We start from the raw sequence: 17,035 nt of genomic DNA on the forward strand, positions 1-17,035 counted from the left end.
CATGTAGTTGTGATGGGTACAGGTGAACCATTTGATAACTATGATGAAGTAATGAACTTTATCTATACAGTGAATGAACCTCATGGTCTAGCGATTGGTGCAAGACACCTTACTATTTCTACATGTGGTTTAATTCCTGGAATTGAACGTTTCTCTCATGAACCAATCCAGGTGAACTTAGCTATTAGCTTACATGCACCTAATGATGAAATTCGTAGTGAACTCATGCCAATCAACAAACGTTACAATATGGATGACTTAAGAGATGCCATCAAGACTTATATTGAACGTACAAACCGCCGTGTTACTCTTGAATATATTTTATTGAAGGATGTCAATGATGATATCAAATATGCGCGTCAGTTAGCCCATTATCTTCGTGGATTAAATGTTTATGTGAACTTGATTCCTTATAATCCTGTAGATGAACATGGCTATAAGCAGTCTTTAGGTCATACAATTACTGCATTTAAGGATGAACTTATTCGTTTACATATTAATTGTACATTAAGAAAAGAACATGGCCGTGATATTGATGGTGCATGTGGACAGTTACGTGCAAAAAGAGAGAAAGGGGCATAATATGGTTATCTCCGCGATGACTGATATTGGAATAAAAAGATCAGTCAATCAAGATAGAGCAGTTTATAAAATCAAAGACCATGAAATCGTTGGTGTATTATGTGATGGAATGGGTGGTCATCTTGCAGGTGATGTTGCAAGTACTCTTGTAAGTAATTATATTATTGATCATTTCTTTGATCATTCACCTTTTATAGATGATGAATCTATTCATGCCTGGATCTCTTCTTTATTATTAACCGCAAATGATTTACTAAATAAAGAAAGTGATATGCATAGAGAATATGCAGGTATGGGTACGACAATTGTCATCTGTTATATGGATGGAAAGAATACCTATATTTCTCATGTAGGAGATAGTAGAGCTTATTTATATAGTGATACTTTAAAACAAATCACGACAGATGATACTTTTGTGAATGAATTACTTAAAAGAGGTATAATTAATCAAGAAGAAGCTTCTCATCATCCTAAAAGAAATGTATTAGTGCAGGCGATTGGTATTAAAGAAGCTTTACGTATTTCTTTTTATAAGATTGAAGAAGATTATCGTGCAATATTGCTCTGTTCAGATGGATTATATAATTCACTCTCATCTCAACAGATTGAAGATATCTTAAAAGAAGATGAATCAGTCAATCATAAAACGGAAAGACTCATTCAATCAGCCAATGAATTTGGTGGATTAGATAATATTGGTGTTTTATTAATTGAGAAGGGAGAATCATAAGATGAGTGAAAAAGGACGTATTCTTGCTGACCGTTATGAATTAAAAGAATTAATTGGCCAAGGCGGTATGGCAGATGTCTATCTTGCATATGATGATATATTAAAAAGAGAAGTGGCTGTAAAAATACTACGTTCTTCTTTGACAGGAGATCCTATTTATATTACGCGTTTCCATCGTGAAGCACGTGCAGCAGCTGCATTATGTCATCGTAATATTGTAGAAATCTATGATGTAGGTGAAGAAGATGATCTTTACTATATTGTCATGGAATATGTACGTGGTCAGACTTTAAAAGAATTAATTAATAAGCGTGGTGCACTTCATTATGTAGAAGCAGTAGACATTATGAAGCAGGTTGTATCAGCCACTGCACTGGCCCATTCTATGGGTATTGTTCATCGTGACTTAAAGCCTCAGAATATTCTTGTCACTGATTCTGGAATTGTGAAAATTGCGGATTTTGGGATTGCCTCTATTCAGTCTTTATCACAGGTGACTCAGACAGATACAATCATGGGTTCACTTCACTATCTTGCACCAGAAATCGCAAGAGGTGAAAAGGCGACACCACAAAGTGATATTTATGCTTTAGGTGTTGTATTTTATGAATTATTAAGAGGGGATGTTCCTTTTAATGGAGAATCTCCAGTGAATATCGCTTTGAAACATATGCGTGATGAAATACCATCAGTACGTGAATATAATCCAGCGATTCCTCAGTCAGTAGAAAATATTATTATTAAAGCAACTGCAAAAAATACAAACAATCGTTATCAGTGTGCTGATGATATGTTAGATGATTTAGAAACTTGCTTAGAACGTTTAGATGAACCTAAATTAAGTTTTGATCAAGTGAATAATGATCCAACAATCATTGCGACTGATTCTCAGTTCTTTACTAAAACAGCATCTTTAGATCCTGAAGAAACAAAAACAGAAATAGAAGAAATTGAACCAGAAGAAGAAAAGATAAAAGAACCAATGGATAAGAAAAAAAGAATTGCGATAGGTGTGGCCATTGGGGCAGTTATTGTATGTCTTGCGATTGTAGCAGGATTCTTCTTATTTGGTGGTAACCAAGATGGTACAATGATGGATCTAGTTGGTAAGACTGAAAAAGAAGCTAAAGCTTTATTAATTGATAAAGGCTATAAGGTATCTGATGATGTTGATTATGAACTCAGTGATAAGTATGAAAAAGGACTTGTTATTGCGACAGATCCTGAAGCAGGACATACTATCAATGAAGGTGATACAGTAACATTTACTATCTCTAAGGGTAAATATATTGTCATGAAGGACTATACAGGTATCTCTTACAATTCAGCTTATAATGAATTAACAAAGCTTGGCTATAAGGTTAGAAAGTATGAAAAGTCTGATGATGATTATAAAGAAGGTGTCGTTATTGGACAGTCTATTTCTGAAGGTGAAAAACAGGATCCTAATGAAAAAGGCAAAATCATTACTTTGACAGTATCTAAAGGTGTCAGCATTACTGTACCATCATTATATGGTCAGAATATCAATGCGGCGAAATCTACATTAGAAAGTCAGGGCTTTACTAATGTGAAACTATCTGTATTACCATCACCTACTGATACTGCAACAATTAACTCAATGTCTATTAATACAGTTGTAAAACAGTCAGTTGCACCATATACTCAGGTAAATAGTAAAGGGACTGAGATCATCTTATATTATTATGATAAGAAACCAACCCCTGCAACCCCTACAACCCCTACAACACCAACACAACCTGACTTACCAGAAAATGATGATGACGATACAACTACAACTGAATAAGAATAGGAGATTATATGCCTAAAGGTCAGATTATAAAAGTCCTTGCAGGATTCTACTATGTCGATACAGGTAAGAAGGTTGTTAGCTGCAGGGCACGTGGTAAATTTAGAAACAGAGGTCAGAAGCCTCTCGTAGGAGACTTCTGTAGCTTCCAGGAAGAAAAAGATGGTTCTGGTTATATTCTTACACTAGAAAAAAGACATAACCAATTGGAAAGACCTCCTATCTGTAATGTAGATCAGGCACTTCTTGTATTCTCTATTGCCCAGCCAGATTTTGATCAGATGCTTCTAGATCAATTTCTCGCAATGGTTGAATATGAGAAGATCAAACCAATCATCATTATCACAAAGATAGATCTTAATAGAGAACTTATTCCTGTAATACAAAAGAAGTACAATGCCTATGATCTTTACTTTGTATCAAGTAAAGAAAATGAAGGCATCGAAGAGATTAAACCAATCCTTAAAAACCGTGTAACAGTCGTTACAGGGCAGAGTGGGGTAGGTAAATCAAGTCTTCTCAATGCCTTAAACATTGAACTTAATATTGAAACAAATGAAATTTCTCAAGCATTAGGAAGAGGGAAACATACTACAAGGCATGTTGAACTTATTCCTATGTATGGTGGCTATATTGCAGATACTCCAGGTTTTTCATCATTAGAACTTAAAATGGATCCTGTAGAACTTGCAGTCACTTATCATGATTTTAGAGAACTGTCACATCATTGTAAATTTAGAGGATGTCTTCATGATAGTGAACCACATTGTGCTGTTAAAGAAGCAGTAGAAGCAGGAGAAATTGATGAAACAAGATATGTTGATTACCTGCAGTTATTAAAGCAGGTTAAAGAAAGGAAAGATAAACGATATGGTTAAAATTGCACCTTCAGTATTATCCGCAGATTTTGCGCATCTTAAAGAAGATATTGATACAATCTATGATGGAGGAAAATCATGGATTCATTATGATGTTATGGATGGACACTTTGTCCCTAATATTTCATTTGGTTACAGCATTCTTAGTAATTTACGTGCTGTGACTGATTTATTTATTGATGTACATTTAATGATCACTGATCCAGGTCAGTACTTAGATGAATTCATCAATGCAGGTGCAGACCTCATTACATTCCATATTGAAGCTGTATCAAGCATGCAGGAAGCACGTGTACTTATTCAACGTATTCATGATGCAGGATGTCTTGCATCAATCTCTATTAAACCAGGTACTGATGTGGAAGCAATCAAACCATTCTTAGATGATTTAGATATGGTTCTTGTCATGAGTGTTGAACCAGGATTTGGTGGCCAGTCATTCAATCCTGCAGCCTTAGATAAGATCACTGAACTCAAAGAAATCAGAAATGGCAGACGTTATCTCATTGAAGTAGATGGTGGTATCAATGCGAATACAGCCAACCTATGCCGTGGGGCAGGGGTAGATGTTCTAGTGGCTGGAAGCTATGTCTTCAAAGCAGAAAACAGACAGGAAGCTATTGACTCACTCAAATGAAAATAGGCTTATATGCAAGCATGAATAATGGGGATGTCTTTAATAAAGACATCCCTTATATTGCAGTTGATGGTGGTTTAGAACATCTACACCGTCAATCAATTAAACCATTATGTGCTATTGGAGACTTTGATTCTCTAGAACATAAAGAATACTTAGAAGGATTAGAAGTACTTACTTTTCCTACTCATAAGGATGAAACAGATACAGAACTTGCTATTAGTGAAGCACTCAATAGAGGTTATGATGAAATAGATCTTTATGGTGTTATTGGTGGTCGTATTGATCATTTTTTAGGTGTACTTATCTATCTTAGACAGCATCCTGATATTAAAATCACTTTATATGATGATATAAACAGAATATACCTCTTGCCTAAAGGTAAGCATCAAATAGACTGTACTGATTATAAGTACTTCTCATGCTTTACTGAAAAGACTTGTACTCTTACATTAAAGAATTGTGATTATCCCCTTGATGGTTATATATTAGAACCTCATGATCCACTATGTATTTCTAATCAATGTCATGGTATTCTAACAATTGAAAATAGTGAAGATTTAATATTCATTGAATCACAAAGAATAGGAGGTACATATGGAGAATAAGGATTTTCTTGCGACTGAACCAGTAGGTAAATTACTCAGACAACTTGCCTTACCAACAGTCATTGCGCAATTAATCAACATGCTTTACAACATTGTAGACCGTATGTTTATAGGTCATATTCCTCAAACAGGTGCTCTTGCCTTAACAGGTGTTGGTGTCTGTATGCCGTTAATTATGATTGTGACAGCCTTTGCCTCATTGGTTGGTAATGGTGGTGCACCACGTGCGTCTATTTATATGGGTCAGGGTAATAATGATTATGCTGAAAAGATATTAGGTAATTGTTTTATTACGCAGATTATCGTTTCTATCGTACTTACACTTATTCTATTTTTTGGAAATCGTACCTTCCTACTTGCTTTTGGTGCAAGCAGTAATACAATTACCTATGCCATAGACTATATGAATATCTATGCAATGGGAACACTATTTGTACAATTAACATTGGGAATGAATATGTTTATTACAGCCCAGGGATTTGCGAAAAACGGAATGATTTCAGTTGTCATTGGCGCATTATGCAATGTCATCCTAGATCCTATTCTTATTTTTGGATTTCACTTAGGTGTTAAGGGAGCAGCCTTTGCGACGATTATTTCTCAAGGATGCTCATGTCTCTATGTTCTTCGCTTCTTATTTGGCAAAAAGACAAAACTTAAAATAAAAAAGAAAAACTTATCTTTAAATCACTCAGTCATCTTACCTTGTCTCGCTTTAGGTCTTTCTACTTTTGTGATGCAATCAAGTGAGAGTGTCATCCAGGTCTGCTTCAATTCTTCTTTATTAAAATATGGGGGAGATATAGCAGTAGGGGCAATGACTATATTGACTAGTGTTATGCAGTTTGCGATGCTTCCTTTACAGGGATTAGGACAGGGGGCACAGCCTATTATCAGCTACAACTATGGGGCTAAGAATAAAGAACGTGTTCGAAAGACATTTAAATTATTACTAAAAGTCAGTCTAGTATTCTCAATATGTATCTGGCTTTTGATTCAGATCTTCCCGCAGATGTTTGTAGGTCTCTTTACAAATGCACAAGAACTCTCACTCTTTACCACTAAAGCACTTAGAATCTATATGGCAGTCGTTGGACTCTTTGGAATACAGATTGCCTGTCAGATGACATTTGTGGCTTTAGGTAATGCGAAAGCATCAGTTATTGTGGCAGTTACTAGAAAATTCATTCTTTTAATCCCACTTATTTATATTATGCCAGCATTACTTGTAGATAAGACAACAGCTGTTTATTTGGCTGAACCGGTAGCAGATATTCTTGCAATCACATTTACAGTATTATTGTTTAGAAAACAATTTAATAAAGCACTTGAACAAATGAACTGAGGTTTCTCAGTTCTTTTTTTCATAGAAATAGATTATAATGAAATAGATTGAAAGAAGGATGAATATATGAGAAATCTAGAAGATATAAAAAGAAGTGGATTTAAAATCATTGAACAAAAAAGAGAAGAATTTATGAAACAGAGTATTCTTTCTGATGAGTTCTTAGATTTATTAGATAAGAATAAGAAGCCATTTGATCTTTTAATGTCCTATTATCGCTGCGCGGTAATGGAGATAGAAACAAAATTCAGAGTATTAGATCAGGAATATTCTTTAGAATATGATGGTAATCCTATTGAAAGCATTAAGTCACGTATTAAATCATATGATAGTATTGCGAGAAAAGTAAGACGCAAGAATATTCCAATGACTATGGAATCATTAGAAGAAAATATAAGAGATATTGCAGGAGTCAGAGTTGTTTGTTCATTTCCTGAAGATATTTATGAACTTGCAGATAGCTTCTTAAGACAGGATGATATTACTTTGATTGAGATGAAGGATTATATTAAAAATCCTAAACCTAGTGGTTATCGTAGTTTACACTTAATTGTGCAGGTACCAATCTTCTTGCAGAAGACAAAGAAGTATGTTTATGTAGAAGTACAGCTTCGTACTATTGCGATGGATTTCTGGGCAAGTTTGGAACATAAATTACGCTATAAGAAGAATATTCCTGAAGACGAAGCAAAGCTTATTGCTCAGGAACTTTATGACTGTTCAGTAGAAAGTGCTAAATTAGATGAACGTATGCAGAAGATACGTTCAATGATGAATAAAGGAGAATCTAAATAGATTCTTTTTTTTGTTGAAGGAAATGAAACTTTAATATGTGGTAAACACGGCATTTTATTTTGCCTTTATTGTCAAACAGTATTATATATAATTAAAAATAAGGTAATAGATACTACGCAATTATATGATAATAATCATTCAGTGGTCTTGTTGAATTATCAGCCCATCATGTGCACTCAACATCGTAACAAGGCGATAGATGATGTTTCTACAGGATATCATTGGAGAACGAGAAAATGTATTATAAAATACAGCAAGTTATTTGCATACATGCTATAATTTTACTATATTTTGAAAAAAGATTGCAGATGAGTTTTTTGAAATATATAAAAGAAGTTCGAAAACAAAGCTTATGAGTCAGACGGAATTTGCGAAAGCATTATGTGTATCATACTCAATTGTCGGTAGGTGAGGAATAGGATTATTCTGCTTTGTGCATGATATTGATTTTAGTGACTTCAGGAATAAATTATGGATTGAAAGTGATCTGGGGATTACTTAACAGCCAGCCTTACTGTAGCAGCTAATAACATCACTCATGTAAATGGCAGTCTTTACATTGACAGATATGCTATTCAAGTCAGCTTAGTTCATTGGTTTTGAAAACGAACGGTAATATAAATTGGAGGTATAACTCATGTATCAGGATTTATCTTTTATGAATGTTCCGCTTCCAGAGGACGTTTTGAAATTAAAAATTTATGGTGATTATGCTGGAGCCCAGAAAATGATTCGTTATTTTCTAGAAGAGAAGGATATTCCACAGGCTCTTAGAAAACGTCTAGAAATCGAACAGGAAGTCATTGGCGTTATGGGTGGTAATGAGTATCCTTTTACTTATGATGAAGCATTGGAGATTATGATGATTCATCTACGTGATTTCAAAAAAGAAGAGTTAGATCATATAAAAGAAATCAGTGCAGCAGATTGGATTTATATTGATGGCGAGGTACATTTTCAGCGTCGATTCTATGAAAATCTCATTAAGACTCGTCCAGATTACGCAAAGCGTGTCATTGCAGAAAATCCAGAGGATGAAAAGCAAAATAATCTAAATCAGAATCTACTTAATGACAATATACATTACATGAAAGAACATGGAGGAAGAACTGTACACACTCGTATACGTTCAACAATAAAAGCTAAGAAAGAATTCGAAGAGGTAGGACGCAAGGTTCGCGTACATCTTCCAATTCCTAAGGTATATGAGCAGGTTTCTAATGTAGAGATTCATGCATCTAATCCAGAAATCACATACATAGCACCTGCTGATGCACCACAGAGAACAGTATATTTTGAAACTGAACTGAAAGAGAATCAGGAGTTTATGGTAGATTATTCATTTGATTATCATGTAAATTATGTAGAGTTAGATCCTGCCAAGGTATCTGAAGAACAGCCAGATTTCTGTCTGGAAGAGCAGGCACCACATATCTTATTCACTCCTTACTTAAAAGAGCTAAGAGATGAACTTGCAGGAGATGAGACAAATCCAATTATTTTGGCGCGTCGATTCTATGATTTTGTGACAACAAAAGTGATGTATTCTTTCATGAGAGAATATTTTACAATTGAGTGTATTCCAGAATACTGTGCAATTAATCTGAAAGGTGATTGTGGTGTACAAGCACTGCTATTTATCACACTTTGCCGCATGTCTGGAATTCCAGCACGCTGGCAGTCAGGTCTATATGTGACGAAGTATTATACAGGATGCCATGATTGGGCACAATTCTATATAGCACCGTATGGATGGGTATTTGCAGACCCTTCCTTTGGTGGAAGTGCATGGCGTGAAGGAGACAAAGAGCGTTGGAACTATTACTTTGGTAATCTCGACATTTTCCGTATGCCAGCTAACTCTGAAATTCAAAAAGAATTCATGCCGGAGAAAAAATGGCTTCGCATTGATCCGATTGATAATCAGAGAGGAGAATTTGAGTACGAGGACCATGGTCTTCGCTTTTCTCAGGTAGGTGTATCACAGGAACTGATTTCTATGGAAGATATTGAAAAATAAATTATCATAAGTCTCATTGTTAGAAACAGAAATGTTTGAAGAGTGGTGTTGGATGTTTCCTTCCCTTTTCTTTTTTACACATAATAATACAAAAAGGCGTTACAAATAATATGAATAGAAACAGATCATATTTTGCCTGTAATGCCTTTTTCTTTTGATTAATTATGTGTCTTTTAGTAGTAAATAAAACAATATCTTGTCCATTTTGAGGAGAATAATAAAGTAAAAATATGTTGATTTACGCAGGAACAGCTAGCAAGTTAATTTTTATTCCCATAAATGCTAAATAATCAAAAGTTTTGGGATTACAATCCAAAAACTTTTTCTTTTGCGAAAGAGGAAAAAAACAGTGAATCCCGAAGTTATACAGCATGTCATGTGTCATTCAGATGCTCAGATCACAATGATTGTCTACAATCATATTGCAGAAAAGTCTCATGTGGAGAATGAAATGTCTAAAATGAACTTGCAAGAAACCGTGCCTGCTGCAGTATAAAACATAGGTCGCTATCGTAAAAAATGTGATCAAATCAAGAAAACAAAATAATTAGCACACACCTATTGACAGTGCTAAAAAAAGTGATATACTAGCATTAGCACAAGAGGAAGAAGAGTGCTAAAGGAGTGATTGCGATGAATGGTGAAAAATGGACAGAAGCAATGCAGGAAGCATTTGGACGTGCAGCTCAGAATGCGTTAGCTCTTAATCAACAGATTGTTGATGTTGAACATCTCATGTATGCATTATTAGAAGATAGTTCTGGTATTTTCTATAGAGTACTGACAAAACTTAATATCTCTATCCCAGAAGTACAGGATCTATTAAATGCGGAGATCAATAAGAAGCCTAGCGTTGGGCAGGTGACACAGGATCAGCTTCGTTTAAGCTATGATCTCAATAGCTGGATTGCGAATGCTGAAAGAATTAAGACAGAATATAAAGATGACTATATGAGTGTAGAACATCTTATTCTTGCATTATTTAATACGCAAAGCACTTTTATTAAAAACTTTGTATCTCGTTATAATTTAAATAAAAAAGAAGTTGAAAAAGTAATTAAGGAAATGAGAGGAGGACATAAAGTGGATACTCCAAACCCAGAAAATAATTATGAAGTACTAGAAAAATATGGACGTGATCTTGTTAAAGATGTAAAAGATGGCAAGATTGATCCAGTTATTGGTCGTGATGAAGAAATTAGACGTGTTATTCAGATTTTATCACGTAAAACAAAGAATAACCCAATTTTGATTGGTGAACCAGGTGTAGGTAAAACTGCGATTGTAGAAGGACTTGCTTGGCGTATAGTTAAGAACGATGTACCTGAAACATTAAAAGATAAAACTTTATTTGAACTTGATTTAGGTTCACTTGTGGCAGGTGCTAAATATCGTGGTGAATTTGAAGAAAGATTAAAAGCTGTCTTAAATGAAATTAAGAAGTCTGAAGGACAAATCATTATGTTTATTGATGAAATCCATCAGTTAGTAGGTGCAGGTAAGACAGATGGTGCTATGGATGCCGCTAACTTATTAAAACCAATGTTAGCACGTGGTGAATTACATTGTATTGGTGCAACAACATTGGATGAATATCGTCAGTATATTGAAAAGGATGCAGCCTTAGAAAGACGTTTCCAGAAGGTATTGGTACAAGAACCTGATATTGATGATACAATTGCAATTCTAAGAGGTTTAAAGGAACCATTTGAATCTCATCATGGTGTTCAGATCCAAGATAGTGCAATTATCGCAGCAGCTCATATGAGTGATCGTTATATTACAGATCGTTTCTTACCGGATAAGGCCATTGACCTTATTGATGAAGCATGTGCTTCAGTACGTATGGAAATTGACTCTATGCCTGAAGAACTAGATACAATTACTCGTGATAAGAATCGTCTAGAAATGGAAAGAATCTCTATTGAAAAAGAAGATTCAACTGAAGATAACGAAAAGAGACTAGAAGAAATCAAAGAAAAAATTGCTTCTTTAAATGAAAAGATTGCTGGATTAACTGAACAATGGAAATCAGAAAAGTCTCAGGTGGATCATATCAAGGATTTAAAGAACCAAAAAGTGCGTTTAGAAACACAGATGGCACAGTTTGAATCTCAGGGTAACCTAGAAGAAGCCTCTAAAATTAAATACCAGACTATTCCAGCTATTAATAAAGAGATAGAAGAATATCAGGCTAAAGAAAATGATGATGCTTTATTACAGGAAAAGGTCACTGTAGATACTATTTCTGAAGTCATCTCTAGATGGACTAATATTCCAGTTTCTAAGCTAATGGAATCAGAAAAAGAAAAATTATTACATCTTGAAGATATTATGAAGAAAAGAGTTATTGGCCAGGATGAAGCTATTACTAAAGTCACTGATGCAATACTTAGAAGTCGTGCTGGTATCAATGATGAGAATAGACCTATTGGTTCATTCTTGTTCCTAGGTCCTACTGGTGTAGGTAAGACAGAAGTGGCTAAGACACTTGCTGAACAGCTTTTTGATAGTGAAAAGAATATCGTACGTATTGATATGAGTGAATATATGGAGAAATATAGTGTCTCTCGTTTATTAGGTGCTCCTCCAGGATATGTAGGTTATGAAGAAGGTGGACAGTTAACTGAAGCTGTCAGACGTGCTCCATATAGTATTGTCTTATTAGATGAAATTGAAAAAGCCCATCCAGATGTCTTCAATATCTTATTACAGATTCTAGATGATGGTCGTTTAACAGATTCTAAGGGTAATGTAGTCAGCTTCAAGAATACAATTATCATTATGACTTCTAATATTGGTTCTCAGTACTTGTTACAGGGTAACAATGAAGAAACACGTAAAGAAGTAGATAATGAATTAAAGATGCACTTCAAACCTGAATTCTTAAACCGTATTGATGAAATCGTTATGTTCAACTCACTTGACTCAAGTGTTGTTTATAAGATTATTGATAAGTTTATTCATGAACTTGAAGGTCGTCTCGAAGAAAAGAAGATTACTCTAGAAGTCACTGATGCAGCTGAAAACAGAATTGCACAAGATGCATTTGATGCCACATTTGGTGCACGTCCAATCAAGCGTTATATTCAGTCACATATTGAAACAATGCTTGCAAGAGAAATAATCAAAGGTACAATCCATGCTAACAGTCATGTAGTCATTGACTATGATAATGGATTTATAGCTAGAGAAGCATAAGTTGTTTGAAAGAAGATAGAACCCCCTCTATCTTCTTTTTCTTTTCATTGTTTCATAAAAATGGTAGAATGCTAGAGGAGAGAGATGATTATGCAGAGATATTTTATTAAAAATAATTATAGACAAAATGACATCATTATCACTGATGATTCTATGTATAAGCATATTACTAAAGTAATGCGTATGGAAAAGGGTGAACATGTCATTTGTATTGATGAAGACAAACATGTTTACTTATGTGAAATCATCGATACAAAGCAGGGTTTACTACAAATTAAAGAAGAACTTCAGGAAGATAATGAATTAGATGTTGAAGTAACACTTGTTTATGGTTTACCAAAGAGTGATAAGTTTGAATTTGTGATTCAAAAAGCAACAGAACTAGGTGTTACACGTATAGTTCCTTTGCGTGCTTCTAGAAGTATAGTGAAAATGGATGAAGGACGTTTTAACAAGAAGAAGGAACGTTTTGTTCGCATCGCCCAGGAAGCAAGTGAACAATGTCATAGACAGATTGTTCCTGAGATTACACCTCCTATTCAATTATCACAATTAAAGGATTATTTATCTGAAGTGAATGTTGTGGCATATGAGGAAGAAAGTAAGAATGGGGAACATCATGCTTTCACAAAAGCACTCAATGATCTTCATACATCTATTACTATTATAGTAGGACCAGAGGGTGGTTTTGATCATCAGGAAGTAGAAAAGATGCAGTCAATGGGTGTTGTGCCATGCTCTATTGGTAATCGTATTTTAAGAAGTGAGACAGCACCTTTATATATGCTTAGTGTTATAGGGTATAGAAGAGAATTGGGGGATTAATATGAACTTTATTGCAGTCATTAATAAATACAGCAGGGATATAAAATACAATAAAACAAACTTATATCATTATTGTGAAGAACATAAAAAAGAATTAGAAGACTTGAATATTCGTTTTAAGGTTAAATCAGAAATTGAATTATTCAATATGGAAATCCTTTTGCATGCACTAGATGTAAAAGATGCAATTGAAGGTTCCTATAATCTTTTTGCGTCAGGTCATTATGATATGTTTGAATATATTACCTATGAAGAAAAAAGAAAAATGTTTAATAATGATTTAAAGAATGTATTAGAAACACTCCCTCATTTTTATGATGAAGAAAGTTCACGAGATATTTATATTCCTATCTATTCTCCTGATATCAATAATTGGTATATCAATGATTATCAGATTCTCTTATTAAAGCAGCATGCAGAATATGTGAAGAATCAGCCAATTACACTAGATACTGCTTTTAGATATTATGGACCAGTTGTATTTGATACACCTTTTTCCAGCTTAGAAAAAGTATATGAAAACGAATCCCATATTGCCTATTATTATGAAGAATTAGGCGCTATCTATCTATTTGTGAAAGAAGACTATTCACTGATTTGTCGTATTGTGATTGGTGATGATAATCGTCATTCTAACAGGGCATCTATTGAAGATGCAAAAGAATTAGTGGTTTATTATGAACATGGTGAATATACACAGTTCATACAATACATGTATGATCATCAATTAATTAGTGATCGTACATACAAGAAATTAATAAAGAAAGTGAAGTGAGACAATGGCAACAGTTGCTTTTCATACATTAGGCTGTAAAGTAAACAGCTACGAATCAGAAGCGATGTTAGAAATATTCAAGAAAAGAGGGTATGACAATATCGACTTTGAATCTCCTGCAGATGTATATGTTATTAATACATGTACTGTCACAAATACAGGGGACTCTAAATCAAGACAGATGATCCGTAAGGCACATCGTACTAATCCTGATGCAGTCATCTGTGTAGTGGGATGCTATTCACAGGTGGCAAGTGAAGAAATCACTGAAATAGAAGGTGTTTCTATAGTACTTGGAACACAACATCGTGCTTCTATTGTAGACTTTGTAGAAGAATATAAGATGACACATAAACAGATTGTGAAAATAGAAAATGTTATGAAGGTCTCTCGTTTTGAAGACTTAAGTATTCATGCATTTGAAAATAAAACAAGAGCCTTCCTAAAAATTCAGGATGGATGTAATAACTTCTGTACATATTGTATTATCCCTTATGCACGTGGTGGCGTTCGTTCTCGTCCTAAAGAAGATGTTTTAAGACAGGCTCAGGAACTTGTAGATAGAGGATTTGTAGAAATCGTCTTAACTGGTATTCATACAGCAGGTTATGGTGTGGATTTAGACAATTATTCTTTCTATGATCTATTAGTAGACTTAACAACTAAAATCAAGGGATTAAAGAGATTACGTATTTCTTCTATTGAAATGAGTCAGGTGAGTGATGAAATTATTGAACTTATTGGAAGAAGTCCTATTATCGTAGATCATTTACATATTCCTATTCAGTCTGGTACAGATTCTATTCTAAGAAGAATGGCAAGACATTATAATACAGCTGAATTTGAAAAGAAATATTTTGAACTTAAAGAAGCGTTACCAGGTATCTCTATTACTACAGATGTCATTGTAGGATTCCCTGGAGAAACAGAAGAAGACTTCGTTGATACATATAACTGGATTAAAAAACTTCATTTCAATCAATTGCATGTTTTCCCTTATTCAAGAAGAAAGGGAACACCAGCAGATAGAATGCCAAATCAGATACCAGGAGATGTCAAGAAAGACCGTGTGAGAAGACTATTGCAGCTTTCTGATGAATTAAAAACTGAATTCGCATTATCTGAAATGAATAAGGAACTAGAAGTGCTTATTGAAGAAGAAAAGGATGGCTACATGGTAGGACATGCCTCTAATTACTTAAAGGTTTTTGTTGCAGATCATTCTTTAAAAGAAGGACATATTTATAAAGTAAAGGTAACAGATCATCGAGGTTATGATTTAATCGGGGTGGTTTCTAGTGAAGAAGCTTAATGAGCTTTTTAAAGTTGAAAGTGATATAAAGATTGAATCTATTCATAGCGATTCCCGTTATGTAAGAAAGGATTCTATCTTCTTCTGTATTGAAGGTCTTGTGACAGATGGACATAAATATGTCGATGATGCTATCTTCCAAGGTGCTAAATGTATTGTTCATTCTAAGCCGTTACGTCGTTATTATCAGGGCATTGTTTATATTCAGGTATCAGATGTCTTAGATGAACTTAATCGTGTGGCAGATCTCTTCTATGATCATCCTTCCTATAAGATGACAGGAATAGGTGTTACAGGAACAAGTGGTAAAACAGTCGTAGCCCGTGTCGTCGCAAGATTACTAGGACGTTATTTAAAGATGGGCTATGTAGGTAACAACGGAATAGAATATGGACCTACAATGATGCAGATGACTGGTACGACACCAGATCCTATCTGTTTACATCGTAACTTCTATAACATGGTCAAAGAGAATGTGAAGGGCTTTACTCTAGAAGTCTCTTCTCATGGCTTAGCTTTAAAGCGTGTTGATTCAGTTAATTTCAGTATTGCGGTATTTACAAATGCTTATGAAGAACATATGGACTTCCATGGAACTGTAGATAACCTGATGACATCATATGTTAAACTCTTTAGATTGCTTAAAGAAGGTGGTTATGCCATTCTTAATGCAGATGAAGTACGTTTTAATCATTATCTAACGACTAACTATAAGGATATGGCGAATCATGCTAAAATATTAACCTATGGTATTCATCATAAAGCAGATATTATGGCCCGTGAGATTGAATATTATATAGATCATTCAGCATTTAATATCTATATTAAAAATCATTACTATCATGTAGAAGTTCCTATTATTGCACCGTTTAATATATCTAACACTCTTGCAATATTGACAACCCTTTATGCCTTAGAAATGACACCGGATGAAATTGTGAATGCGATTAAATATATTCAGCCAGTAGAAGGTAGAATGGAAGTAGTCCCTGTTAAACAGCCGTTCCATATTATTGTTGACTATTGTCAGCATGCACATAATTTTGAAGAAGTATTCAAGTTTGTCCATAGTGTTAAAGGGAATGGTCATTTAATTGCAGTATTTGGTGCACCAGGACGTAAAGATATCCATAAAAGAAGTAAGATCGGTGCTTTAGCTAACAAATACTGTGATTATGTCATATTGACAGAACAGGATGAAAGAGATGATGATATCGAAGGCATCTGTTCACAGATTCAAGAACAGATTGTTGATCCTATTTCAGTGATTATTACTGATCGTCGTTATGCTATCCAGCAGGCAATAGATGCAGCTTGTCCAGGTGATGTTATTTTGATTTTAGGAAAAGGTCATGAACAGTTCATGACATCACTAGTGGGTAATACACCTTATCCTGGAGATAAATTCATCGCTCAGGAATATGCGAAAAAACTCTATAATGAACAATTAGAAGATGATATGTAAAACTTAAAAATAAAAGTTAAAAAAGTCTTGCATTATTAAAAATCATTGTGTA

At 34.4% G+C, this 17,035-nt stretch carries 15 protein-coding genes; all 15 read left to right on the forward strand.

The genetic code is table 11. The features are described from left to right. Positions 1-582, forward strand: a 582-nt coding sequence (gene rlmN / locus QVO42_RS02885; RefSeq protein WP_288163671.1) for a 23S rRNA (adenine(2503)-C(2))-methyltransferase RlmN, incomplete at its 5' end; no start/stop codon positions are given. A 1-nt stretch (position 583) separates the two neighbouring features. Next, the gene (locus tag QVO42_RS02890; RefSeq protein ID WP_022424683.1) at positions 584-1,312 is read left to right on the forward strand and encodes a Stp1/IreP family PP2C-type Ser/Thr phosphatase; all 729 of its coding nucleotides are present in this window, start codon (positions 584-586) and stop codon (positions 1,310-1,312) included. Position 1,313: 1 nt separating this feature from the next. Further along, complete coding sequence (gene pknB, locus QVO42_RS02895; protein WP_022424684.1) at positions 1,314-3,119, forward strand: Stk1 family PASTA domain-containing Ser/Thr kinase; 1,806 nt, start codon at positions 1,314-1,316, stop codon at positions 3,117-3,119. A gap of 14 nt (positions 3,120-3,133) precedes the next feature. Beyond that, positions 3,134-4,000, forward strand: coding sequence for a ribosome small subunit-dependent GTPase A (gene rsgA / locus QVO42_RS02900; RefSeq protein WP_022424685.1), 867 nt, complete (start codon positions 3,134-3,136; stop codon positions 3,998-4,000). Further along, the gene (gene rpe, locus QVO42_RS02905) at positions 3,993-4,637 is read left to right on the forward strand and encodes a ribulose-phosphate 3-epimerase (protein WP_022424686.1); all 645 of its coding nucleotides are present in this window, start codon (positions 3,993-3,995) and stop codon (positions 4,635-4,637) included. The genes rsgA and rpe overlap by 8 nt, the downstream gene beginning before the upstream one ends. Further along, positions 4,634-5,245, forward strand: coding sequence for a thiamine diphosphokinase (locus QVO42_RS02910; protein WP_022424687.1), 612 nt, complete (start codon positions 4,634-4,636; stop codon positions 5,243-5,245). The genes rpe and QVO42_RS02910 overlap by 4 nt, the downstream gene beginning before the upstream one ends. Next, positions 5,235-6,590, forward strand: coding sequence for an MATE family efflux transporter (locus QVO42_RS02915; RefSeq protein WP_022424688.1), 1,356 nt, complete (start codon positions 5,235-5,237; stop codon positions 6,588-6,590). The genes QVO42_RS02910 and QVO42_RS02915 overlap by 11 nt, the downstream gene beginning before the upstream one ends. A gap of 66 nt (positions 6,591-6,656) precedes the next feature. Beyond that, a complete protein-coding gene (locus tag QVO42_RS02920; protein WP_022424689.1) occupies positions 6,657-7,385 on the forward strand; it encodes a GTP pyrophosphokinase in 729 nt (242 codons plus the stop codon). A 637-nt stretch (positions 7,386-8,022) separates the two neighbouring features. Then, the gene (locus tag QVO42_RS02925) at positions 8,023-9,405 is read left to right on the forward strand and encodes a transglutaminase-like domain-containing protein (RefSeq protein WP_022424690.1); all 1,383 of its coding nucleotides are present in this window, start codon (positions 8,023-8,025) and stop codon (positions 9,403-9,405) included. A 349-nt stretch (positions 9,406-9,754) separates the two neighbouring features. Then, positions 9,755-9,901 carry a hypothetical protein gene (locus QVO42_RS02930; RefSeq protein ID WP_288163673.1) on the forward strand — a complete coding sequence of 49 codons (147 nt, stop codon included), beginning with the start codon at positions 9,755-9,757 and terminating at the stop codon, positions 9,899-9,901. Between the two features lie 137 nt (positions 9,902-10,038). Continuing rightward, entirely contained in the window at positions 10,039-12,606 is a 2,568-nt protein-coding gene (clpB, locus tag QVO42_RS02935) for an ATP-dependent chaperone ClpB (RefSeq protein WP_022424691.1), read from the forward strand. Positions 12,607-12,696: 90 nt separating this feature from the next. After that, complete coding sequence (locus QVO42_RS02940) at positions 12,697-13,431, forward strand: RsmE family RNA methyltransferase (RefSeq protein WP_022424692.1); 735 nt, start codon at positions 12,697-12,699, stop codon at positions 13,429-13,431. 1 nt (position 13,432) lies between these two features. Next, a complete protein-coding gene (locus QVO42_RS02945) occupies positions 13,433-14,206 on the forward strand; it encodes a hypothetical protein (protein ID WP_022424693.1) in 774 nt (257 codons plus the stop codon). 4 nt (positions 14,207-14,210) lie between these two features. Further along, entirely contained in the window at positions 14,211-15,518 is a 1,308-nt protein-coding gene (mtaB, locus tag QVO42_RS02950; RefSeq protein WP_022424694.1) for a tRNA (N(6)-L-threonylcarbamoyladenosine(37)-C(2))-methylthiotransferase MtaB, read from the forward strand. Continuing rightward, positions 15,505-16,983, forward strand: coding sequence for a UDP-N-acetylmuramoyl-L-alanyl-D-glutamate--2,6-diaminopimelate ligase (locus tag QVO42_RS02955; protein ID WP_022424695.1), 1,479 nt, complete (start codon positions 15,505-15,507; stop codon positions 16,981-16,983). The genes mtaB and QVO42_RS02955 overlap by 14 nt, the downstream gene beginning before the upstream one ends. The last annotated feature ends 52 nt before the right edge of the window (positions 16,984-17,035 follow it).

The sequence above is a fragment of the Catenibacterium sp. CAG:290 genome (assembly GCF_000437715.1).
Classification (GTDB): Bacteria; Bacillota_I; Bacilli_A; order Erysipelotrichales; family Coprobacillaceae; genus Catenibacterium; species Catenibacterium mitsuoka_A.

Coding starts and splice junctions, on each gene's coding strand:
- QVO42_RS02890 (WP_022424683.1), top strand. CDS start 584: ATGGTTATCTCCGCGATGACTGATATTGGAATAAAAAGATCAGTCAAT.
- QVO42_RS02910 (WP_022424687.1), top strand. CDS start 4,634: ATGAAAATAGGCTTATATGCAAGCATGAATAATGGGGATGTCTTTAAT.
- QVO42_RS02940 (WP_022424692.1), top strand. CDS start 12,697: ATGCAGAGATATTTTATTAAAAATAATTATAGACAAAATGACATCATT.
- mtaB (WP_022424694.1), top strand. CDS start 14,211: ATGGCAACAGTTGCTTTTCATACATTAGGCTGTAAAGTAAACAGCTAC.
- QVO42_RS02920 (WP_022424689.1), top strand. CDS start 6,657: ATGAGAAATCTAGAAGATATAAAAAGAAGTGGATTTAAAATCATTGAA.
- rsgA (WP_022424685.1), top strand. CDS start 3,134: ATGCCTAAAGGTCAGATTATAAAAGTCCTTGCAGGATTCTACTATGTC.
- QVO42_RS02945 (WP_022424693.1), top strand. CDS start 13,433: ATGAACTTTATTGCAGTCATTAATAAATACAGCAGGGATATAAAATAC.
- QVO42_RS02915 (WP_022424688.1), top strand. CDS start 5,235: ATGGAGAATAAGGATTTTCTTGCGACTGAACCAGTAGGTAAATTACTC.
- QVO42_RS02925 (WP_022424690.1), top strand. CDS start 8,023: ATGTATCAGGATTTATCTTTTATGAATGTTCCGCTTCCAGAGGACGTT.
- rpe (WP_022424686.1), top strand. CDS start 3,993: ATGGTTAAAATTGCACCTTCAGTATTATCCGCAGATTTTGCGCATCTT.
- clpB (WP_022424691.1), top strand. CDS start 10,039: ATGAATGGTGAAAAATGGACAGAAGCAATGCAGGAAGCATTTGGACGT.
- pknB (WP_022424684.1), top strand. CDS start 1,314: ATGAGTGAAAAAGGACGTATTCTTGCTGACCGTTATGAATTAAAAGAA.